The sequence below is a fragment of the Reyranella soli genome, assembly GCF_007992495.1.
Taxonomy (GTDB): Bacteria; Pseudomonadota; Alphaproteobacteria; order Reyranellales; family Reyranellaceae; genus Reyranella; species Reyranella soli.
In genome coordinates, this window is the sequence record NZ_BKAJ01000031.1 from 184370 (window position 1) to 204204 (window position 19835).

Genomic DNA, 19835 nt, shown 5'->3' on the forward strand with positions numbered 1-19835 from the left:
GGCATCCGCTCATGACCCCTCCGGCCTTTCAGGCCACCTCCCCACTTCGTGGGGAGGCATGAAACTAACTATAGTTATTGACCAGCACTGCAGTTCGTGCTACGGTCGAGCGGTACTGCCGCTCTATGCATCGTTTATCCGTCCCAGAAATCGCCGGCGAGCAGCGCCCGCCGCGTCAGCGTTCGCCTGACAAGGCGGCAAGCCGCATCCGCAACCCGGATGCGGCTTGCATCTCGCTGAAAGCGGGCTTCGTCTGCCCATGCTGGCGCAATAGCGAGGAAAGCCGCTCGCGCGCCTCCAGCTCCTCGCGCAGCAGGCCTAGTTTCTCGGCCAGTGTGGCGGCGTCTCGCAGCGCCTCCTGTGCCCGCTCCGGCTCGCCCTCCAAAGCATGGACATGCGCCAGCGCCAATTGAGTGCGGACGACAACCGGTCGGAAACCGCGCGTGGTCGCCTCGCGCAGCGTCAGGCTGGCAAAGCTCTTTGCGGCTTTGGGATCGCCCTCGGGACCCTCGGCAAGGGCACGCACCAGCGGGGGGCAGCAAAGCAGACGCTTGCCGATGTGCCGACTGCGATCGGCAAAGGCCGCACCTCGCTCCAACAGCGCTCGTGCATCGGCATGGCGTCCGTCATCTACATAGGCACTGCCGAGCAGGGCGGCGATCATCGGAAAATGCCACTCGACCTTGTTGGTCTGCGCGGCGCCAAGCACTTGTTCCAATACAGCCACCGATCTTTCGCGCTGTCCGCTGCTGAGCAGCAAGGAGCCCTCATAGGTGTTCACCAGCAGTTGATCGAAAGTATGGCCTTGCTTGTCGGCGATGGCGCCGGCTTCCTTGATGGCGGCGAAAGCGGCGGCGTTGTCGCCCAGGTCACTCAAGACGCGCGCGACGAAACAAAAGAACACGACTGATGGAAGGACGAACGTCGCCGTGCTGCGTTGCTGGCCGGCGTCGCCTCGCGCATGGCCGACGTTGGCCATCAGTACTTCGCGGGCCTCCCGGAAGTCGCCCGAATACCAAAGCGCCTGGGCGAGGGCGAAAGTCGCACTGACGATTCCCAGGCTGTCGTTGCCGGCGGTCATGATGTCCAGCGCCGTCCGGCTGAGTTCGGTGGCGCCAGGCAGGTCGCCGGAGTGGGACAGAATGGCCCCTCGGCTGATGTAGATCCGGGCAAGATTCAGGCGGTCGCCCGCTCGATCGGCAAGCTTGTCGGCCTCCTTGAGATGTTCTTGAAGTGCCGCCGTGTCGTTCATCAGGATGAGGACACCCCGAAGACTGAGTCGTGCATCGATTCCCTGCGTTATGGTCGCGCTGCCGGGAGGCAGCCGATCCAAGGCAGCGATGGCAGATTCCAGATAGGCGCGCGCTTCGGTCAACGCCGAGCGGCGGCTCGCCCGTTCGCCCGCGGCCAACGCATATCGAGCGACCTCCGGCCATGCCTCGGCCTGGATGGCATGATGCGCCAGCCGGTCGAGGATGCTGTCCCGGGAATCGGGATTGAGCGCTTCAAGGGCCCGCAACACACGTCCGTGCAGTCCGCGTCGTACACTGCGAAGCAGGGTGTCATATGCAACGGATTGAGTAAGTGCATGCGAGAAGCTGTGCACGAGGCCATTGCGCTGATTGATCTCGACCAGGAAGCCAGCCGCACGCAAGACTCCTATCTCCTGTGCGAGGTTGAGCTCGCGCATGTCGGTAACTGCGGCGAGCAGAGGAAGCTGTACGTCCCGGCCGATGACAGCGGCGATCTGCAGGATGCGTCTGTGGTGCGATGACAGCCGGTCGATGCGGGCCGCCAAAATGGACTGCACCGACGCCGGAATGACGATGCTTTCCAATGGGGGTGGGCCATTGGCCAACGCTCCGGATTCATGCAGCGACCGGCCGAACTCCTCCAGGAACAGCGGGGTTCCATCGGCCCGCGAGATGATGTGCGCGCGCAATGGCGCCAATTCATCAGAATCGCCGATGAGGCCCTTCAAGATGCGATCGGCATGGTCGGCCGCGAGGTGCTTGAGATCGATCTCGAGCATGCCAGTGATACCCGCGTTGCCGGTCTGCTGGCCATGTAATGGCCAGCCTGGGCGGCGTTCCGGGCGCGTCGTTATCAGCAGGGCGATCCGGGCTCCATCCAGGCCCGTAAAGAGTTCAGTCAGGACCTCGATACTGGAGGCATCGAGCCAGTGATAGTCTTCCACGACCAGAATGAGAGGATGCAGGTCGGCATAGCGTTGCAGGATCGGACGCAGCGAGCGCACGAGCCGAAGATTGCGCTGTGCATGATCGATCGTGCCGAAGGCGACGTCGTCGACTTCCCTGTCCAGGTGGGCGAGCAGGGGCGTCGTATCGAAGGCGGCGTCGAGGCCGAGAGAGGCCAGGACCGTGGGCAGGCGGGCCGCGACCTCGGCAGTCGAGTCGTCCTGCGAGCAGCCGACGAACTCCCGCAGCAATGCGGTGATCAGGAAATAGGGAATGGCAGTGGATTGCGCCGTGGTTTCCACTCGTATGGCATGCCATGCGCCCTGCGGAAGACCGTCGAGGAATTCGTGCAGCAGCCGCGATTTTCCCATGCCGGCGTCTGCTACCAACGCGACCGCCTGGGCATGGCCCGTCGACGCTCGTTCCAAGGCGGCTGCGAGCTGCGCCAGCTCTTCGTCGCGACCGACAAAGGTCGAGAGCACCCTTGCGCCGGAACGAACCATCCATGAGGGTCGATCGGTGGCGCTGAGCAGGCGGAAAACGGGCAACGGCTCGGCGATGCCCTTCAAGGCAATCCTGCCCACTGATTCGACTTCGGCGATACCCGTCACCAGATTCGCGGTCTCCGGCGAAAGGAGAACTGTCAGTGGCTCGGCCTGTTGTTCCAGTCGCGCCGCTATGTGCGCCGTGATGCCGGCGACGTCGTAATCTTCCTCGTCACGCCCCGTCCTGCGCAGGATGACCGGGCCGCTGCTTATGCCGATGCGTATGGGCAAGGTACGATCGCCCATTTGGCCAACCGCCTCGAGTGCGGCCAATGCAGCGAAGCAGGCGCGTGCCGCGTGGTCCTCGATGGCGACGGGAGCGCCGAACAAGGCCATGACGCCGTCGCCCATCTGTCGGTTGACCACCCCGCCAAAGCGCACTAGGGCCTCGACGATGACGCCGACTACGGAGCCGAGCGCGTGATTGGCATCCTCGGCGTCCATCCGCGAGACCAGCTCGGTGGACCCGCAGATGTCGGCGAAAAGGATCGTGACCTGTTTCTGCTGGGCGCCGTCGCCGTCTGGCTTGGCAGGCGTCTTGTCGGTGGTCTCGAAGGGGGTGCCGCAGTTTGCGCAAAAACGCGCGTTCGGTCGATTCGAAGCTGAACAGGCCCGGCAGGTCTTCTCCAGTTTCTTGCCGCAGCTATCGCAGAACTGCCCGGACTGATCGGTCTCTCCGCAATGTGGGCAGGCGATCGACATCCCTTTCCCCGAGACAAATCCGCAGGGTCATGATGGATTGTAGGCGACCTGCGGACAAATCTGGCAGGCCTCCGGCCCGCGCTGTCGCCACCATACGCAGGTCGGGCGAATGGCGCAGCGTGGCAGCTTGTCCGCCGCATCGGTCGCGAGCTGAAGTCGCTCGGCCTGCTCACGCATACGGTCGATCAAGGCGCAGGCCTTGTTCTGCCAGTTGGCACACCGGCCCTCCATGCATGGCCCGGCGAGGCGGAAGATGCGTTCTGGTCGAGGCCCCACCGATTCCCGCATCTCGTCAGTCAGCGGGATCGGGGTTGGGATGTTTCTAACCAAACCGTCCGTTCCGATGACGCCGATGATTTCGGCGGTCGCCGTATCGCCGGTCGTGCTTGGGCAGGTCTTCTGGTTGCTCATTAGGAACTGCCCGCCGCACCGCCTGCTTCAGGCTCGGCGACGCGATTGCGGCTTGGGCGCCGGGTCCGGCTTGGGCTCGGGATCCGGCCTGGGCCGCTCAGGTTCCGTTGGCCGATTGGGATCGGGGCGTTGATCGGGTTCGTCCTGGGGCCTGAAGCCGTTATTGGGCGCCATGCTGATGGTGATCACTTTGGCCGACGCGAACTGACGGGCCAGATGCTTCACGACAGTGGCCTGAACAGCCTGAAGAAGCTCCTGCTGTTGTGCGCCCGTCATTTCGATGTTGGTCAGGTCTATGCAGAGGTGACCACCGGTCAGTGCGGCTCTGGCTCCCATCGCGTGCCCCCGTTGTAAGTTTTGCTCGTCATGGAAAGTTGTCGAATTCCGTCGGAGGCTTGTCAATTGGAAATGGACTCAGCCGTACTAACTCGCGCCGCTCTGCCCTGTGATATCGTCCGTCGGTCTCAGTGAACGGGGTTTGCGATGAGCTACTACGATCTTGGTCCCTTTGGCCGGACAATCACGACCAGCTCTCCCGAGGCCCAGACCTGGTTCGACCGCGGCCTGACCTGGGTCTATGCCTTCAACCACGAGGAGGCCATCCAGTGCTTCCAGAAGGCGCTGGAGCACGATCCCGACTGCGCCATGGCGCACTGGGGCGTGGCCTACGCCGCCGGCCCCAACTACAACGTGCCCTGGGAGCTGATGGACCCGAACGGCAAGGCGAAGGCACTGGCGGCGGCCTTCGACGCCACCAAGAGAGCGGTCGCCTGCGCAGCCAGGGCGACGGCCGTCGAGCGGGCGCTGATCGGCGCGCTGCCGGTGCGCTTCCCGCAGCGCGATCCGCTCCCGAAGGACGAGAGCCCGGGCATGGCGGCGTGGGACAAGGCCTACACCCGCGCCATGCGAGACATCTTCGCGAGCCACAAGGGCGATCTCGACGTCCGCTGCCTGTTCGTCGATGCGATCATGAACGAGACGCCGTGGCAGATGTGGAACCTCGAGACCGGCCAGCCGACCGAAGGCGCCGCGACCCTGGAGGCGATGGCCGTGCTCGACGAGGCTTTCGAGACCGACGCAGCGTCGTGGGATCATCCCGGCCTGCTGCATCTCTATGTGCATCTCATCGAGATGTCGCCGTTCCCGCAGAAGGCGCTGCGCGCCGGCGACCGGCTGCGCGAGCTGGTGCCCGATTCGGGCCACCTGGTGCACATGCCGACCCACATCGACGTGCAGTGCGGCAACTACCGCGATGTCGTGTACTGGAACCAGAAGGCCGTGGTCGCCGACCGCAAGTTCGTCGAGCGCAACGGGGTGATGAACTTCTATTCGCTCTACCGCATTCACAACCATCACTTCGTGATCTACGGCGCGATGTTCCTCGGCCAGTACACGCCGGCCATGGAAGCGGCGCAGGAGCTGATAGACACCACGCCCGAGGCGTTGCTCCGGATCCCGTCGCCGCCGATGGCCGACTTCCTCGAGCCGTTCATCTCGATGAAGCAGCATGTGCTGATCCGCTTCGGCAAGTGGCGCGAGATCATCGCCCAGGAGCTGCCCGAGGACCGCGACCTCTACTGCTCGACCACGGCCATGATGCTCTACGCCAAGGGCGTCGCCCATTCGGTGCTGGGCGAGATCGCCGAGGCCGAGAAGGCGCGCGAGGCCTTCCGCGCCGCAAAGGCCCGCGTGCCCGACACGCGCCTGGTGCACAACAACACCGTCGAGGACCTTCTGGACATCGCCGCGGAAATGCTGAGCGGGGAACTGGAGTACCGCCGCGGCAAGTTCGACATCGCGTTCGCTCATCTGCGGCGCGCCGTCGAGCTTTCCGATGCGCTGCCCTACGACGAACCCTGGGGCTGGATGCAGCCGCCGCGCCATGCGCTCGGCGCGCTGCTGCTGGAGCAGGGCCATCTCGAGGAGGCCGAGGCGGTCTATCGCTCGGATCTGGGCTACGACGGCAAGCTCGCCCGCGCCTACCAGCATCCCGAGAACGTGTGGAGCCTGCACGGGCTGCACGAATGCCTGACGCGGCGCGGCGACAACGTCGAGGCGCCGCTGATCAAGGCCAGGCTCGACCTCGCCCAGGCCCGCACCGAGGTGCCGATCCGCGCCTCCTGCCTCTGCCGGCGGCAAGCCGCCTGACGAACCGGCCGGCCGGTGGCGCTTGCGGCCGCCGGCTGAAAGCCGTCTCATTCGCGAAACAACAGCGAACGGAGGACGCCTCATGGACGTCGGCATGATGATGGTGTTCGCCAGCTACGGCTGGGACAACTGCTCCGACGATCGCGTATGGAACGAGGAGATCAGGCTGGCGCGGCTCGCCGCCGACCTCGGCTTCGATTGCCTGTGGTCGGCCGAGCATCACTTCAACGACTACTCGTTCGTGCCCGACAACCTCGCGCTGATGACGCATCTCACCGCGCTCTGCCCCAACATCGATGTCGGCACGGCGGCGGTGATCCTGCCCTGGCACGATCCGCTGCGCGTCGCCGAGAACGCCGCCGTGCTCGACATGCTGAGCAAGGGCCGATTGCGGCTCGGGCTGGGGCGTGGCTTGGCGCGGCGCGAGTTCGCGGCCTTCCGCTTGAGCATGGACGAATCGCGCGGCCGCTTCGATGAGGCGGCGCCGATGATCATCAACGCGCTCAAGACCGGCTTCATGGAAGGCGACGGCAAGTATTATAAGCAGCCGCGCATAGAGATCAGGCCCAGGCCGCAGCACTCGTTCGACAATCGCATCTATGCCGTGGCCTCGAGCGAAGATTCGGTCGATTCAGCCGCCAAGCTCGGCGCGCACATCGTGATGTTCACCGACCGGCCATGGGAGATGCGCGTGCCGCAGATCGAGCACGGCCGCACCCTGCATCGCAAGTATCACGGCACGCCACCACCGACGCTCATGCTCACCGAGTTCTGCGTCTGCGGCACCAATGCCGACATCGAGGACGAGGCGCGCAAGTACCAGGGCAAGTTCGTCGAGAGCAACTTCTATCACTACGAGTTCCTCGGCGAGCACTTCAAGACGGTGAAGGGCTACGACGCCTACCAGCAGAAGGCCGAGATCGCCCGCAAGGGCGGTCTGGAAGGCGCGGTCAACGGCTTCATGCAGGCCGCGTCCTGGGGGCCACCCGACAAGATCCTGCGCGGCCTCGAGGCGCGGCGGAAGGTCGTCGGCGACTTCGAAATGAATGTCGCGTTCCGCTTCGGCGGCACGCCCCTGGAAGTGTCGGAGCGCGGCCTCAGGCTTTTTGCCAAGGAAGTGCTGCCGGTGGTGAAATCCTGGAAGCCGGCGAAGGCCGAGAAAGCGGCGGCCTGACATGAGCGATGTGAAGATCCTGGCGAGCGGTTTCGGCTTTCCCGAAGGCCCTGTCGTCATGCCCGACGGGGCGGTGATCCTGACGGAGATCCGCAACGGCCGCTGCTCGCGCGTCGCGGCCGACGGCAAATCCTCTGTGTTCTCGGAGTGCGGTGGCGGGCCCAATGGGCTCGCGATCGGGCCGGACGGCGCGCTCTATCTCTGCAACAACGGCGGCGCGCGCTATGTCGAAGGCACGTCGATGAGCCAAGGGGCGCATGCCGGCTATGAGGGCGGCTCGATCCAGCGGCTCGATGCGAAGACGGGCGAGGCGAAGACACTCTACGCCGAGTGCGACGGCCACAAGCTCTCCGCGCCCAACGACCTGGTGTTCGACAAGCAGGGCGGGTTCTATTTCACCGATCTCGGCAAGCGCCACGCCCGTCATCGCGACCATGGCGGGCTCTACTATGCCCTGCCCGACGGCTCGAAGATCACCTGCATCGCCTATCCGATCCTCAGCCCCAACGGCTGCGCCCTGTCGCCCGACGGCAAGACGCTCTACGTCGCCGACACCGAGGGCGCCTGGCTGTGGGCGTTCGATATCGAGGGGCCGGGCGTGCTCAAAAAGCCGGCACCGTTCGCCCATCACAGTGGCCGTGTCATCGGCGGCGTCACCGGCCCGGCGCGCTTCGACAGCATGGCGGTGCTGGAGAACGGCAATATCTGCGTGGCGACGCTGACCACCGGCAAGATCACCGAGTTCTCGCCGGCCGGCGCGGTGGTGCGCGAGGTCAAGATGCCGGATGTCTATCCGACCAACATCTGCTTCGGTGGAAATGATCGCCGGACTGCCTATATCACGTTGTCGGACAAGGGCCAGCTCGGGGTCATGCAGTGGCCCACGCCCGGCCTGAAGCTGAACTACTGAGGAGGCCTGCATGGCCGGTAATGCTGAGACCGTCATCGATCTCGACAAGAAGCGCATGCAGGCGATGGCCAAGAAGGACGTCGCCACGTTGCAGTCGGTGCTGGCCGACGACCTCATCTATACCCACTCGTCGGCCCGGCTCGACACCAAGAAAAGCCTTTTGGACAACATGGTCTCGGGCTCCACGGTCTACACCAGCGTCGAGCCGTCCGACGTCAAGGCGCAGGACCTCGGCGACACGGTGGTGCTGACGGGAACCTGCCAGATCAAGGTGACGTCGAACGGGACGCCCAATGCCTTCGGCGTGCGCTTCACCGACGTCTATGCCAGGCGCGACGGGCGCTGGCAGATGGTAACCTGGCAGTCGACGCGCCTTCCCGCGTAAACTGCCCGCGTAAGGAGATCAGTCATGACCGAAGCCAAACTCGCCCCCAACCTGCCGAAGTGGATGGTCGACCACACCAACCTCTACCTGTCGAGCGGCGGCAAGCAGGGGCACATATACACCATCAAGCAGCCCGACCGGCCGGAGCTCAGCGTGCCGTCGCTGCTGCTCACGACCACCGGCCGCAAGTCGGGCGAGAAGTTCATCTTCCCTCTGTTCTACGGCAAATCGGGCAACAGCTATATCATCGTCGCATCCAAGGGCGGCGCGCCCGATCATCCCGGCTGGTACAAGAACATCCTGGCCAACCCCGAGGTCGAGATCCAGGTCGCCACCGACAAGATCAAGGTGCGGGCGCGCACGGCCAGCGGCGAGGAGCGGGCGAAGCTGTGGAAGCTCGCCAACGAGTTCTGGCCGCCCTACGAGGACTACCAGAAGAAGGTTCCCAACCGGGAGATCCCGGTCGTCGTGCTCGATCCGATCAGCTAGCAGCTACGACAACGGTGTCATCCCGAGCGAAGCGAGGGATCTTTAAGGCAACGAGTAAAGATCCCTCGCTACGCTCGGGATGACAGTTTAGCTCGAACGACGGGCAGAACGCCCTTCGCCAGGGCCTCCAGGCTGTCGACGGCATGACGCAAGGTCATGCCGGGCTGGCGGCCCTGGAAGATGAAGTGGGTCAGTGAGAAGCGCGGCAGCCATTCGATCATCTTGGCCGCGATCTCGGCCGGCGTGCCGAGGAACCAGCGATCCTGCATGAAGGCTTCCGAGAGATACATCGGATTGTCGCCGGTCAGCGGCTTGCGCTCGCCGGTCGCCGGATCGATGTAGGTCTGGCCTGTGCGCTCGGGCGCGTACTGCACGCGATAGACGTGATCGATGTAGGGCTTGTGCCGCTTGATCGCATCGGCCGCGGAGTCGCCGACCAAAACCTCGCGCATCAACGAATGCGGCAGCGACCCGGCGCCCTGCCGCTCGGCCTCGTCATCGTATGACTTGATCTGCCGTGTGAGGTGCTGCAGCTCGATCAACGGCGCGACGATGAGACCGGCGCGGTAGCGCACCGCACGCGCGCGCGCCGCCGGCGCGGCGGCGCCGACCCAGAGCGGCAGCGGACCGGGCTTGATCGGCGGTGGCCGCAGCAGGCCGCCTTTCACGTTGTAGATGCGCCCCTCGTAGTCGAAGCGCTCGCCGCGCCAGGCGAGTCCCAGGATATCGAGCGACTCTTCGAAGGCTCTGGTGCGTGTCTTGAAATTCCAGCCGAAGCTTTCGAACTCGGCCGGACGATAGCCTTGCCCCAGTCCGATTTCGATGCGGCCGCCGGAAATGTTGTCGACCACCGACAGGTCCTCGGCCAGCCGCAATGGATGGCCGTACAACGGCGCCAACGCCACGCCCTGGCCGATGCGGCAGTGGGGAGCGGCGACGGCGAGGGCGGCGCAGGCGACGACGGGCGAGGGGCAGTAGCCGTCGGCCTCGCCGTGATGCTCACTGGCCCAGATCGAATCGAAGCCGAGCCGATCGGCTTCGCTCGCGAGTTCCAGGCTCTCGCGATAAGAGGTGTCCCAGGCCTCGTTGAGGCCGGGGTTGGTCTGGAAACTGAGCGACAGCCCGAACTTGACGCTCACGGGTCAGCCGCCGAGCTGGCGCTTGAGCTCGGTCCAGCGGTCGATGATCGGCATCAGCTTGTCCTCTTTCTCCGCCGGCAGGGTGAAGGTGACGCGATCGACCCCGATCTCCTGGCAGAACTTCAGCTGGTCGAGCACCTCGGGCACGCGGAAGATGGTGATGGGCAGGCTCGCCGGATCGCGCCCAGCCTCCTTGGCCATGACACGGAACTTGTCGATGATCACGCCCACACCGTCCTTCTCCAGCCGGTCGGCGCGCGGGATCCAGCCGTTGCCGTAGCGGATGGCGCGCCGCGCCGCATAGGGGAAGGCGCCGCCGACGATGATCGGCGGATAGGGCTTGTGGAAGGGCTTTGGCCACTGCTTCATCTTGTCGAAGTTCACGAACTCGCCGTGATACTCGGGCTCTTCCTGCGTCCAGATCGCCTGCATCGCCTCCATGCGCTCGCGCGCGAGCTTGTGGCGGCTCTCGAAGACGGTGCCGTGGTTCTCGATCTCGTCCTGGTTCCAGCCGTTGCCCACACCGAACAGGAAGCGGCCTTGGCTGAGCTGGTCGATGGTCGACACGACCTTGGCGGTGACGATGGGATCGCGCTGCGTCAGGAGTGCAATGCCGGTGCCGACCTTGAGCTTGGTGGTCACCGTCGCGGCCGTGTTCAGCACCAAAAAGGGATCCATGATGTCGTAGTAGGGCCGAATCAACGGACCGCCTGCCGGATAGGGCGTTTTGCGGGACGAGGGGATATGCGTGTGCTCGGGCACCCAGAGCGATTCGAAGCCGCGCTCTTCCAGCACCCGCGCCAGTGGCGCCGGCTGCATGGAATCCGCAGTGAAGAACATCACGGCACCGATCTTCATGGTCGTTTCCCCTGGCTGGCGTTTGAAGGCTATCCTAGCCGCGCACTCGGGAGGAAAACATGCCAATCGCCGGGAAGTATCTCTTCATCGTCAGCATGGATGTGGCGAAGGAGAAAGAGGCGCTGTTCAACGAGGTCTACGACACCGAGCACGTGCCCCTGCTCTCCAAGGTGCCGGGCGTGCGCGGCGTTACGCGCATGAAGACCGAGCCGGCCGCCTTCAACATCGCGGGCCAGCGCAAGGTGCTCGATGGCGCGGGCGCGCCGACCTACATGGCGATCTACGAGCTCGACAGCCCCGACGTGCTGTTGAGCAAGGAATGGGCGGAGGCGGGCGAGAAGGGACGCTGGCCGTCCGAGGTGCGGCCGTTCACCACCAACCGCCATCACATCGTGCGCAAGGTGATCTGATGCGCTTCAAGAACAAGGTCGCGCTGATCACCGCGGGCGCCAACGGCATCGGCCGCGCCACGGCCAAGATCATGGTAGGCGAAGGCGCCGCCGTGATCGTGGCCGACAACAACCAGGGCCATCTCGACGAGGCCGTGCCGTCGCTCAAGGAAGCCGCCGGCAAATCGGGCGGCAAGGTGCAGGGCGAGCTTGTTGACGCGCTGGACCCGCAACAGGTCGAGAAGCTGATCGCCAAGGCGGCGCACGACCACGGCGGCATCGACATCCTGGTCAACGCGGTGGGCGGCAGCACGGTGATCGCCAACCCGCAGGCCACGACCGAGCAGCTGAGCTTCGCCGACTGGCAGAAGCTCATCGCCTTCAACCTCGACGCCACCTTCCTCTGCACCCACACCGTGATCCCGGTGATGAAGAAGAAGCGCAGCGGCAAGATCGTGAACCTGGCCTCGATTGCCGGCCGCGGCCTCTCCTTCAACAGCTCCAGCGCCTATGCCGCGGCCAAGGGCGGCATCATCGCCTTCACCCGCAAGCTCGCCTTCGAGCTCGGGCCCGACGGTATCAACGTCAACGCCATCGCCCCTTCGATCACGCTGACCGAGCGCATCCGGCCTCATTGGGACAAGCGCTCGCAGTCGTCACAGGCCGAGGAGATCGAGCGCACGCCCTTGCGTCGCGTCGCCGAGGCGGCCGACCAGGCCAACGTGATCTGCTTTCTCGCCTCGTCCGACGCCGATTTCGTCACGGGGCTGACGATCGATGTTACGGGCGGTGTGTGACGCCATATCTGTCATCCGACGTCATCTGAGGAGGAAACAATGGCCGGCAAGGTCGGATTCATCGGGCTCGGCGCCATGGGCGGGCCGATGGCCCTCAATCTCGCGAAAGCCGGCCACAAGCTGGTGGTGCACGACATCGACCAGAGCAAAACCGCCGCGGTGCGCGCCAAGGGCGCCGAGCTCGCGGGCAACGCCGAGGCGGTGGCGGCGGCGGTCGACCGCACCATCCTGATCGTCGAGACCACGGATCAGGCGAAAGAAGTGATCACGGGCGAACGCGGCATCATCCGTGGCGCCAAGCCTGGCCATGTCGTGGTCTGCATGTCGACCATCGATCCCTTCGCCGCGCGCGAGATCGCCGAGCAACTTTTAGCCAAGGGCATCGCCATGGTCGACGCGCCGGTGAGCGGCGGCACGGGCCGCGCCCAGTCGGGAGAGCTGTCGGTGATCGTGGGCGGCGATAAGGAGACCGTCGCCAAGTGCGAGGACCTGTTCAAGGCGATGGGCAACCGCACCTTCCATGTCGGGCCGCTAGGCAGCGGGCTCGCCATGAAGCTGGTCAACAACATGCTGGTCCAGGTCAACACCGTGGCGGTGGCCGAGGCGCTGGTGCTGGGCGTCAAGGCCGGCCTCGATCCCGAGACGATCTACGAGGTGGTGAAGGTCTCGACCGGCGCCAGCGCGGCCTGGGAGCTGCGTGTGCCGCGCATCCTCAAGGGCGACTACGAGCCCGGCGGCACGATCGACATCTCCTACAAGGACCAGGAGCTCGAGACCGCCTTTGCCAAGCGGCTGGGCGTGCCCGTTCTGCTCGCGAACGTCACGCAGCAGGTCTACCAGATGGCCCGCGCGCAAGGGCTCAACAAGCAGGATGGCTCGGCGGTCGTAAAGATCTTCGAGCAGATGGCCGGCGTGAAAGTGAAGGGGGAGTGACATGACCACGTTCGTGTTGATCCATGGCGCCTATCAAGGCGGCTGGATCTGGAAACCCACCGTGGAGCAGCTTCTGGCCAAGGGCCATCGGGTGTTCGCGCCGACGCTCGATGGCTGCGCCGAGCGCAAGGGCCAGGTGCGCGCCGGCATCACCACCGAGAGTCACGCCGAAGAGGTCGCCAACTTCCTGTTCTACGAAGACCTGAAGGATGTCGTGCTGGCCGGCACCAGCACCGGCGGCATGGTGATGGCGCGCGCGGCCGAGCTGGCGCGCGAGCGCGTCGCCCGTGTGGTGTTCGCCGACGCGTTGGCGCTGATGAACGGCGAGGCACTGCCCGACATCGTCAAGCGTCCGACCGCGGTCAATACCGAGCTGACCAGCGGTCCTTCTCGGCAGGATTTCGAGAACCGCCTGTTCAAGGATCTCGACCCGGCTTTGCGCGCCTGGGCCATCGAGCGCTGCACCATGCATCCCATCGCCGCCATGACCCAGCCGGTGAAGCTGGAACGCTTCTGGGGCCAGACGTGGAATGCCTCGGTGATCTGGTGCAAGCAGAGCACCAACCCACCGGTCGCCCATCAGCGTCGCTGCTGCGAGACGCTGAAAGGCCGCTGGCACGAGCTCGATACCGGCCATTATCCGATGCTGAGCGAACCTGTTGCCCTCGCGCGGCTGATCGCGGAGGGCTGACAGCCATGGCGAAGGAAACGACGTCCGGCTTGGGCTCGATGTTCCAGAGCGGCGCGCGCGATCGCAGCGAGCCGACGCGCTTCGGCCGCATCTACAAGCCCGACGAGGCCTGGCACGCCAAGGCGGCGATCGAGCCCATCCTCGAGCCCGATCTGGCGATCGTCGACACTCATCATCACCTGTGGGACTTCCCGGGCTTCCGCTACCTGCTCGACGAGCTGCTGGCCGACCTCAACACCGGCCACAACATCGTCGCCACGGTGTTCGACGAATGCCGATCGATGTACCGCTCAAGCGGGCCGGAGGAAATGAGGCCCGTCGGCGAGGTCGAGTTCGTGGCCGGCGTTGCCGCCATGAGCGACAGCGGCCGCTACGGGCCCTCGCGCATCTGCCGCGGCATCGTAGGCTACGCCGATCTCGCGCTGGGCCATCGCGTTGGCGCCGTGCTGGAGGCTGAGATCGCGGCCGGTGGCGGCCGCTTCCGCGGCATCCGCTACTCCGGCGGCTGGGATGCCGATCCCATCATCGGCAACAGCCACGGCGTGTCCGGTCCTGGCGAGTACATGCGGGCCGAGGTCCGTGCCGGCATGAAGCAGCTCGAGCGGTTGGGCCTGGTGCTCGATGCCTGGGTGTTCCATCCGCAGCTCGGCGAGGTCGTCGACCTTGCGCGCGCGTTTCCGAACGCCGGCATAGTGATGTGTCACATGGGTGGGCCGCTGGGCTACGGCCCTTACGCCGGCAAGAAGGACGAGGTCTTCGCCAACTGGAAGGCCTCGATGACCGAGCTCGCCACGTGTCCCAACGTGTCGGTGAAGCTCGGCGGCGTCACCATGCGGCTCGCCGCCTACGACTATGGCAAGCTGCCCGCGCCGCCATCGTCCGAAGCGCTCGCCGGCTATTGGGGGCCGTACGTGAAGACCTGCATCGACCTGTTCGGTCCCGACCGCTGCATGGTCGAGAGCAACTACCCGGTCGAGAAGATGGGCATCGGCATGCCGGCGCTGTGGAACATGTTCAAGCGCCTGACGGCCGGCGCCTCGGCCGACGAAAAGAGGGCGATCTTCAGCGGCACTGCGGATCGCGTCTATCGCCTCGGTTTGTCGAAGTAGCCGCCGTCACTTGGTGATATCGTCCCGTCGGGTCGGGAGGACGGGGACGGAGTGTGGCAAGAGGCATCGTAAGACGTCAGGTCGCTTCCATGCTCGCGGCAGCACCGCTGCTTTGGCCGCTGGTCGCGCGTGGCCAGGCGGCTGGCCGGCCTGCCCGGATCGGCTTTCTCTACCCGGGAGTCGTCAGCGTGACGCCGACGCGCATCGCCGCCTTGCGCGAAGGCATGGCGGCGGTGAACTACGTCAATGCCGATCGCGTCGAAGTCGTGGTCAAGGCCTCCGAGGGCGACCCGGCGAAGCTCCCGTCGCTTGCTACGGGTCTGGTCGACAGCAAGGTCGATACCATCCTCGCCATAAGCCCCTCGGCCGTCGCCGCCGCCAAGGCGGCCACGACAACGCTGCCCATTGTCGCGAACGACCTCGAGAGCGATCCGATCCGCAGCGGCTTCGTGGCGAGCCTGGCCCGGCCCGGCGGCAACATCACCGGCGTGTTCTCCGACTTTCCGGACTTCGGCATGAAATGGCTGGAGCTGCTGAAGGAGGCTCTCCCCGCGCTGTCGCACGCGATGGTGTTCTGGGATCCGGCAACCGGCCCGACCCAGCTCGCCGCCGTGAAGGCAGCCAGCGAGCTGCTGAAGGTCAGGATATCCGTGGTCGAGGTCCCGGCGATCGCCGAGCTGCAGCACGCCTTCAGCAAGGCCGACGAACTTAATCCCGAGGCCGTGGTCATCCTTTCCTCGCCCATCTTCGGCACCAACCCCAAGCTGATCGCCGAGCTGGCGCTCGCCCATCGCATCCCGATCGCCACGCTGTTTTCTGAGATCGCGCGGGCTGGCGGCCTGCTGTCCTATGGGCCGAACTTGCTCGGTACCTTTCAGCAGACCGGCACGATGGTCGGTAAGATCCTGCAGGGCGCCCAGCCCGCCGATCTACCTGTCGAGCGGCCGACCAAGTTCGAGCTGGTGATCAACGCCCGCACGGCGAAGGCGCTGGGCCTGTCGCTGCCGGCCGCCGTCCTGCTGCGCGCCGACGACGTAGTCGAGTGATTCTCGTCTAAGCAGCCAGCTTCACCACGTTCTCGATCTCGGGCAGGCGCTGGTCGATCTTGTCCGGGCGCTGGCTGCCCAGGTTCGGGATCAGCCGGTGCACGCCGAGATCGGCGTATTGCTTCACGTGATCGGGCGCCATGTTCATCGGCGGCGTGATGATGATCTCGTACGCGGAATCACGCTTGCGGCCGGCCTTGGCGAAAGCGGTGTCGAGCTTGTCGAGCATCGTCTTGGCCCGTGCCGGGTCGAGGTTGAAGCCATACCAGCCGGCGCCGAACTTCACGGCGCGGGCGAAGGCGGCGTCGGCGTAGCCGCCGACGATGATCGGCACATGCGGCTTCTGGATCGGCTTGGGGTCCATCCGCAGGGTCGCGAACTTGACCCACTTGCCGGAGAAATCGACGACCGGCTCGGTCCACAGCCTCCGCATCACTTCCAGGAACTCATCGCAGCGCTTGCCGCGATCCTCCCAGCGATAGCCGCAGGCCTCGACCTCTTCCTTGTTCCAGCCGACGCCGATGCCGAAGTCGATGCGCCCGTCGCTGAGCCAGTCCAGGGTGCACATCTCCTTGGCCGTGTAGATGGGATTGCGCTGCGGCACCAGGGCAACGCCGGTGCCGAGCCGAAGCTTGGTCGTCGCCGCAGCCAGGAAACCGAAGGTCGCCGTGACGTCGAGCATGCCGCCGCCCTCGGGCACGGGGATGCGGCCGTCCTTCGAGCCGGGATAGCCGTAGGTGTTCTTGTCGAACAGTGCCACGTGCTCGCCCATCCAGATCGACTCGAGACCGGCATTCTCGGCGCGCCGGCCGAAGTCCATGATCATCTTTGGCGTCGCCTGGGGCGACATGAACGTCGCGAAGACTCCGACTTTCATGAAACACTCCTTCAGTTGAGGCGCGCAGCTTGCGCCATGACCTCGATGGCCTCGGGCTGGCGCGAACGGACGCTGATGGTCTCGGCACCGCAATCCTCCCACGCACGATAGCGCTCGCGGATGCGCGCCGGCGGCCCGACCAGAGATTTCATGTCGACCCATTCGTCGGGCACCGCGGCGATCGCCTCGTCCTTGCGATGCGCCAGGTACAATTCCTGGATGCGCTTGGCGGCGTCGCCGAAGCCGCGGCGCACCATGATGTCGTTGTGGAAGTTCTTATCTTTGTGGCCCATGCCACCGACATAAAGCGCCACTTCCGGCTTCAGCTTGGCCAGCGCGGCTTTCACGTCGTTCTCGACCTCGACATGCACCGAAGCGGTGATGGCGAAGTCCTTCATGCTCTTGCCATTGCCCGCGCGCCTGAATCCTTCCTCGAGCCACGGCCGGTACTCGTCCATGGCGCCCGGCATGAAGCCCATGGGCAGCCAGCCGTCGGCGATCTCGGCGGTGAGCTTGACCGTCGATTCGTTGCCGGTGGCGAGATAGATCGGGATGTCGGGGTTCATGTGCAGGATCGACTTCAACGGCTTGCCGATCCCCATCGCGCCCGGTCCATTGTAGGGCAGGGTGTACTCCTTGCCGTCATGCGTCACCGGCCCCTCGCGGCGGAAGATCTTGCGCATGATCGCCACGTAGTCCTTCATCCGGTAGTAGGGCTTGCCCCACGGCTCGCCGTACCAGCCTTCGACGATCTGCGGGCCCGACACGCCGAGCCCGGCTATGAAGCGCCCGCCGCCCGCCATGGCATCGACCGTCGCCGCCGACATCGCCGCATTGGCCGGCGTGCGCGCGGCGAGCTGCATGATGCCCGTGCCGAGCTTTATGCGCTTGGTCAGCGCCGCGAGATAGGCAAGCGGCGTCACGGCATCCGAGCCGTAGGCCTCGGCGGTCCACACCGAATCGTAGCCCAGCTCCTCGGCGCGCTGGATCAGCTTGACCGGGATGTCGAGATGCGCGCGCGAATAGCCGATCGACAGGCCCAATTTCATTGCCGTTTCCTCCGCTTCCCGCGCAAACTATACCAACAACAACTCAGCCAGAGGAAACGCGATGCCTAGAGTGGGTTACCTGCTGCCAACGCGCGAGCGGGTCATGGAAGGACGCGACGAAACCGGCTCGCTGCTGGCGCTGGCTGAAAAGGCCGAAGGATTGGGCTACGATTCCCTGTGGGTCGGCGATTCGCTGCTGGCGCGACCACGGCATGATCCGCTGACCTTGCTGGCCGCCGTCGCCGCCCGCACCCGGAAGCCCGAGCTCGGCACCGCCGTGCTGCTGCCTGCTCTGCGAAATCCCGTCGTGCTGGCCCAGCAGGTGGCGACGCTCGATCGCATCGCCGAGGGGCGCGTGATCCTGGGCATCGGCATCGCCGCTGACGTGCCCAACATACGCGCCGAGTTCACGGCGGCGAGCGTGCCGTTTGACAAGCGTGTCGGCCGCCTGGTCGAGGGCATGGCGCTCTGCCGCGCGCTGTGGACCGGCAAGCCTGTCACCTGGCCGAAGCCGGGGTCGCCAGGGCGCTGGAAGGTCGAAGCGAGCGTGCTTGGCCCGACACCGCATCGCCCCGGCGGACCGCCGATCTGGGTCGCGGGCGCGGTCAAAGCGTCGCGCGAACGCGTCGGCAAGTTCTTCGACGGCTGGTTCCCCAACAGCCCGCTCGCCAAGGACTATGCGCCGGAATGGGCCGAGGTGGTCGCAGCGGCGAAGGCCGCCGGCCGCGATCCCTCGACGCTGACGGCGGCGATGTACTGCACGCTGTCGATCGACGACAACGTCCAACGCGCCGACGACAAGCTCAACGTCTACCTGAAGGAATATTACGGCGTCGATCCGCTGGAGACGCGCAAGCGCCAGAAGAGCTTCGCCGGCCCGGCGGGCGAGGCCGCGGCTTGGCTAAAGTCCTACGCCGACGCCGGCGCGACACACCTTGTGCTGCGCTTTGCTGGCGATCACGACCGGCATCTCGAAACGGCGGCGCGCATCCGCCGCGATCTCGGCTGGTGACGCCATGAAGTTCGCCCTGCATTTCGGCAACAACACCTTTCCCGACTTCGCCGGCGCCGCCCGGTTGGCGCGGCTCGCCGAAGCGGCCGGCTTCGATTCGGTGCTGGCGGTCGACCATGTGGTCTTTCCAGACAATTACAGCTCGACCTACCCCTATTCGGCGACCGGCCGCCTGCCGGTCGGCCGCGGCGGCGCCTTTCCCGATCCCCTGATCTGGATCGCCTATGCCGCCGCCGTAACGACCCGGCTGCGCTTCCTGACCGGCGTCGTCATCCTGCCGCAACGTGACCCGCTGGTTCTGGCCAAGCAGGTCGCCACCCTCGACTACATGAGTGGCGGGCGGTTCGAGCTCGGCATCGGTGTCGGCTGGCTCAAGGAAGAGTTCCAGGCCATGGGAGTGCCCTTCGAACGGCGCGGCCGGCGGGCCGACGAATACGTCGCCGCGATGAAGGCGCTGTGGGCCGGGGATGGTGCAACGTTTTCGGGTGAGTTCGTCACTTTCAAGGAAGTGAGCTGTAATCCCAAGCCGATCGGCCGCGTCCCCGTCGTCGTCGGCGGCCATTCCGAAGCAGCCGCGCGCCGCGCCGGCCGCCTGGGCGACGGCTTTTTCCCGTCCATCGGCTCCCAGGTTGATACTTTTCCGCTGTTCGACGTGGCGCGCCGCGCTGCGGCAGATGCCGGTCGCGATCCGGCAGCCATCGAGATGATTGCCGGTTGTCCCGACCTGCTGCCCAGCTCGACTGTCGAGCCGCGGGCCGCCATCGAGGAGCGCCGGCGGCGCGGCGTCGATCGCATCGTCTTGCCGATCGGTCCCTTCATGCCGAACCTCGAGGAGAGCCTGGCCCGCTTCGGCGATACGGTGATCCGTCCTTATGCCGAGCTGTAACAGTTCACTTGCTGTGCTCTCTCGAAAAGTTGAAGTCGTCGAACGCGCATAGGTGCACTGCCCAAATATAAAGTGCAGTTGTCAGTG

At 65.4% G+C, this 19835-nt stretch carries 20 protein-coding genes; 13 read left to right on the forward strand and 7 right to left on the reverse strand.

From position 1 onward, the window contains the following. Nucleotides 1-175 precede the first annotated feature (175 nt). The 3 genes from RSO01_RS09150 to RSO01_RS09160 are packed head-to-tail and all read right to left on the reverse strand — an operon-like array spanning nt 176 to nt 4192. A complete protein-coding gene (locus RSO01_RS09150) occupies nt 176-3445 on the reverse strand; it encodes an adenylate/guanylate cyclase domain-containing protein (RefSeq protein WP_147148400.1) in 3270 nt (1089 codons plus the stop codon). Nucleotides 3446-3472: 27 nt separating this feature from the next. After that, the gene (locus RSO01_RS09155) at nt 3473-3856 is read right to left on the reverse strand and encodes a hypothetical protein (protein WP_147148402.1); all 384 of its coding nucleotides are present in this window, start codon (nt 3854-3856) and stop codon (nt 3473-3475) included. 27 nt (nt 3857-3883) lie between these two features. Then, entirely contained in the window at nt 3884-4192 is a 309-nt protein-coding gene (locus RSO01_RS09160; RefSeq protein ID WP_147148404.1) for a hypothetical protein, read from the reverse strand. Between the two features lie 147 nt (nt 4193-4339). Between RSO01_RS09160 and RSO01_RS09165 the strand changes: the two genes are divergently transcribed. The 5 genes from RSO01_RS09165 (at nt 4340) to RSO01_RS09185 (ending at nt 8962) form a co-directional block, all read left to right on the forward strand. Continuing rightward, nucleotides 4340-6004, forward strand: coding sequence for a tetratricopeptide repeat protein (locus RSO01_RS09165; protein WP_147148405.1), 1665 nt, complete (start codon nt 4340-4342; stop codon nt 6002-6004). A gap of 82 nt (nt 6005-6086) precedes the next feature. Continuing rightward, nucleotides 6087-7178 (forward strand): LLM class flavin-dependent oxidoreductase, encoded by a 1092-nt coding sequence (locus tag RSO01_RS09170; RefSeq protein ID WP_147148407.1) that lies wholly within the window; start codon nt 6087-6089, stop codon nt 7176-7178. Between the two features lies 1 nt (nt 7179). Beyond that, a complete protein-coding gene (locus RSO01_RS09175) occupies nt 7180-8088 on the forward strand; it encodes an SMP-30/gluconolactonase/LRE family protein (RefSeq protein ID WP_147148409.1) in 909 nt (302 codons plus the stop codon). Nucleotides 8089-8098: 10 nt separating this feature from the next. Next, nucleotides 8099-8473, forward strand: a complete 375-nt coding sequence (locus tag RSO01_RS09180; RefSeq protein WP_147148411.1) for a nuclear transport factor 2 family protein — start codon at nt 8099-8101, stop codon at nt 8471-8473. Between the two features lie 24 nt (nt 8474-8497). Further along, nucleotides 8498-8962: a nitroreductase family deazaflavin-dependent oxidoreductase gene (locus tag RSO01_RS09185; protein WP_147148413.1), complete on the forward strand. Its 465-nt coding sequence runs from the start codon at nt 8498-8500 to the stop codon at nt 8960-8962. Nucleotides 8963-9030: 68 nt separating this feature from the next. Here RSO01_RS09185 and RSO01_RS09190 read toward each other — a convergent pair whose 3' ends face one another. Together RSO01_RS09190 and RSO01_RS09195 are read right to left on the reverse strand one after the other, a co-directional pair. Beyond that, nucleotides 9031-10101: an LLM class flavin-dependent oxidoreductase gene (locus RSO01_RS09190; protein ID WP_147148415.1), complete on the reverse strand. Its 1071-nt coding sequence runs from the start codon at nt 10099-10101 to the stop codon at nt 9031-9033. A 3-nt stretch (nt 10102-10104) separates the two neighbouring features. Next, nucleotides 10105-10959, reverse strand: coding sequence for an LLM class F420-dependent oxidoreductase (locus RSO01_RS09195; protein WP_147148417.1), 855 nt, complete (start codon nt 10957-10959; stop codon nt 10105-10107). Nucleotides 10960-11018: 59 nt separating this feature from the next. Between RSO01_RS09195 and RSO01_RS09200 the strand changes: the two genes are divergently transcribed. The 6 genes from RSO01_RS09200 to RSO01_RS09225 all read left to right on the forward strand — a co-directional run bounded on the left by RSO01_RS09200 (nt 11019) and on the right by RSO01_RS09225 (nt 15924). After that, on the forward strand, nt 11019-11369 hold the full coding sequence (locus RSO01_RS09200) for a DUF4286 family protein (protein WP_147148419.1): 351 nt from the start codon (nt 11019-11021) through the stop codon (nt 11367-11369). Continuing rightward, nucleotides 11369-12145, forward strand: coding sequence for an SDR family NAD(P)-dependent oxidoreductase (locus RSO01_RS09205; protein WP_170302952.1), 777 nt, complete (start codon nt 11369-11371; stop codon nt 12143-12145). The genes RSO01_RS09200 and RSO01_RS09205 overlap by 1 nt, the downstream gene beginning before the upstream one ends. A 39-nt stretch (nt 12146-12184) precedes the next feature. Continuing rightward, nucleotides 12185-13078 (forward strand): NAD(P)-dependent oxidoreductase, encoded by an 894-nt coding sequence (locus RSO01_RS09210; protein ID WP_147148422.1) that lies wholly within the window; start codon nt 12185-12187, stop codon nt 13076-13078. 1 nt (nt 13079) lies between these two features. Then, nucleotides 13080-13769, forward strand: coding sequence for an alpha/beta fold hydrolase (locus RSO01_RS09215; protein WP_147148424.1), 690 nt, complete (start codon nt 13080-13082; stop codon nt 13767-13769). Between the two features lie 5 nt (nt 13770-13774). Next, nucleotides 13775-14878, forward strand: coding sequence for an amidohydrolase family protein (locus RSO01_RS09220; RefSeq protein WP_147148426.1), 1104 nt, complete (start codon nt 13775-13777; stop codon nt 14876-14878). A gap of 89 nt (nt 14879-14967) precedes the next feature. Then, a complete protein-coding gene (locus tag RSO01_RS09225) occupies nt 14968-15924 on the forward strand; it encodes an ABC transporter substrate-binding protein (RefSeq protein ID WP_147148428.1) in 957 nt (318 codons plus the stop codon). A 7-nt stretch (nt 15925-15931) separates the two neighbouring features. On the opposite strand, the gene RSO01_RS09230 is transcribed toward RSO01_RS09225, so the two are convergent. Next, complete coding sequence (locus RSO01_RS09230; protein WP_147148430.1) at nt 15932-16801, reverse strand: LLM class F420-dependent oxidoreductase; 870 nt, start codon at nt 16799-16801, stop codon at nt 15932-15934. 11 nt (nt 16802-16812) lie between these two features. Next, the gene (locus tag RSO01_RS09235; RefSeq protein ID WP_147148432.1) at nt 16813-17850 is read right to left on the reverse strand and encodes an LLM class F420-dependent oxidoreductase; all 1038 of its coding nucleotides are present in this window, start codon (nt 17848-17850) and stop codon (nt 16813-16815) included. Between the two features lie 61 nt (nt 17851-17911). Between RSO01_RS09235 and RSO01_RS09240 the strand changes: the two genes are divergently transcribed. Next, nucleotides 17912-18862: an LLM class flavin-dependent oxidoreductase gene (locus tag RSO01_RS09240; protein WP_147148434.1), complete on the forward strand. Its 951-nt coding sequence runs from the start codon at nt 17912-17914 to the stop codon at nt 18860-18862. 4 nt (nt 18863-18866) lie between these two features. Further along, on the forward strand, nt 18867-19748 hold the full coding sequence (locus tag RSO01_RS09245; RefSeq protein ID WP_147148436.1) for an LLM class F420-dependent oxidoreductase: 882 nt from the start codon (nt 18867-18869) through the stop codon (nt 19746-19748). The last annotated feature ends 87 nt before the right edge of the window (nt 19749-19835 follow it).

Bases quoted from the DNA above. Each gene is read 5' to 3' on its own strand.
- RSO01_RS09165 (WP_147148405.1), top strand. From the start codon at position 4,340: ATGAGCTACTACGATCTTGGTCCCTTTGGCCGGACAATCACGACCAGC.
- RSO01_RS09185 (WP_147148413.1), top strand. From the start codon at position 8,498: ATGACCGAAGCCAAACTCGCCCCCAACCTGCCGAAGTGGATGGTCGAC.
- RSO01_RS09160 (WP_147148404.1), bottom strand. From the start codon at position 4,192: ATGGGAGCCAGAGCCGCACTGACCGGTGGTCACCTCTGCATAGACCTG.
- RSO01_RS09215 (WP_147148424.1), top strand. From the start codon at position 13,080: ATGACCACGTTCGTGTTGATCCATGGCGCCTATCAAGGCGGCTGGATC.
- RSO01_RS09195 (WP_147148417.1), bottom strand. From the start codon at position 10,959: ATGAAGATCGGTGCCGTGATGTTCTTCACTGCGGATTCCATGCAGCCG.
- RSO01_RS09155 (WP_147148402.1), bottom strand. From the start codon at position 3,856: ATGAGCAACCAGAAGACCTGCCCAAGCACGACCGGCGATACGGCGACC.
- RSO01_RS09245 (WP_147148436.1), top strand. From the start codon at position 18,867: ATGAAGTTCGCCCTGCATTTCGGCAACAACACCTTTCCCGACTTCGCC.
- RSO01_RS09220 (WP_147148426.1), top strand. From the start codon at position 13,775: ATGGCGAAGGAAACGACGTCCGGCTTGGGCTCGATGTTCCAGAGCGGC.
- RSO01_RS09235 (WP_147148432.1), bottom strand. From the start codon at position 17,850: ATGAAATTGGGCCTGTCGATCGGCTATTCGCGCGCGCATCTCGACATC.
- RSO01_RS09200 (WP_147148419.1), top strand. From the start codon at position 11,019: ATGCCAATCGCCGGGAAGTATCTCTTCATCGTCAGCATGGATGTGGCG.
- RSO01_RS09180 (WP_147148411.1), top strand. From the start codon at position 8,099: ATGGCCGGTAATGCTGAGACCGTCATCGATCTCGACAAGAAGCGCATG.
- RSO01_RS09150 (WP_147148400.1), bottom strand. From the start codon at position 3,445: ATGTCGATCGCCTGCCCACATTGCGGAGAGACCGATCAGTCCGGGCAG.
- RSO01_RS09210 (WP_147148422.1), top strand. From the start codon at position 12,185: ATGGCCGGCAAGGTCGGATTCATCGGGCTCGGCGCCATGGGCGGGCCG.
- RSO01_RS09225 (WP_147148428.1), top strand. From the start codon at position 14,968: ATGCTCGCGGCAGCACCGCTGCTTTGGCCGCTGGTCGCGCGTGGCCAG.
- RSO01_RS09230 (WP_147148430.1), bottom strand. From the start codon at position 16,801: ATGAAAGTCGGAGTCTTCGCGACGTTCATGTCGCCCCAGGCGACGCCA.
- RSO01_RS09175 (WP_147148409.1), top strand. From the start codon at position 7,180: ATGAGCGATGTGAAGATCCTGGCGAGCGGTTTCGGCTTTCCCGAAGGC.
- RSO01_RS09240 (WP_147148434.1), top strand. From the start codon at position 17,912: ATGCCTAGAGTGGGTTACCTGCTGCCAACGCGCGAGCGGGTCATGGAA.
- RSO01_RS09170 (WP_147148407.1), top strand. From the start codon at position 6,087: ATGGACGTCGGCATGATGATGGTGTTCGCCAGCTACGGCTGGGACAAC.
- RSO01_RS09205 (WP_170302952.1), top strand. From the start codon at position 11,369: ATGCGCTTCAAGAACAAGGTCGCGCTGATCACCGCGGGCGCCAACGGC.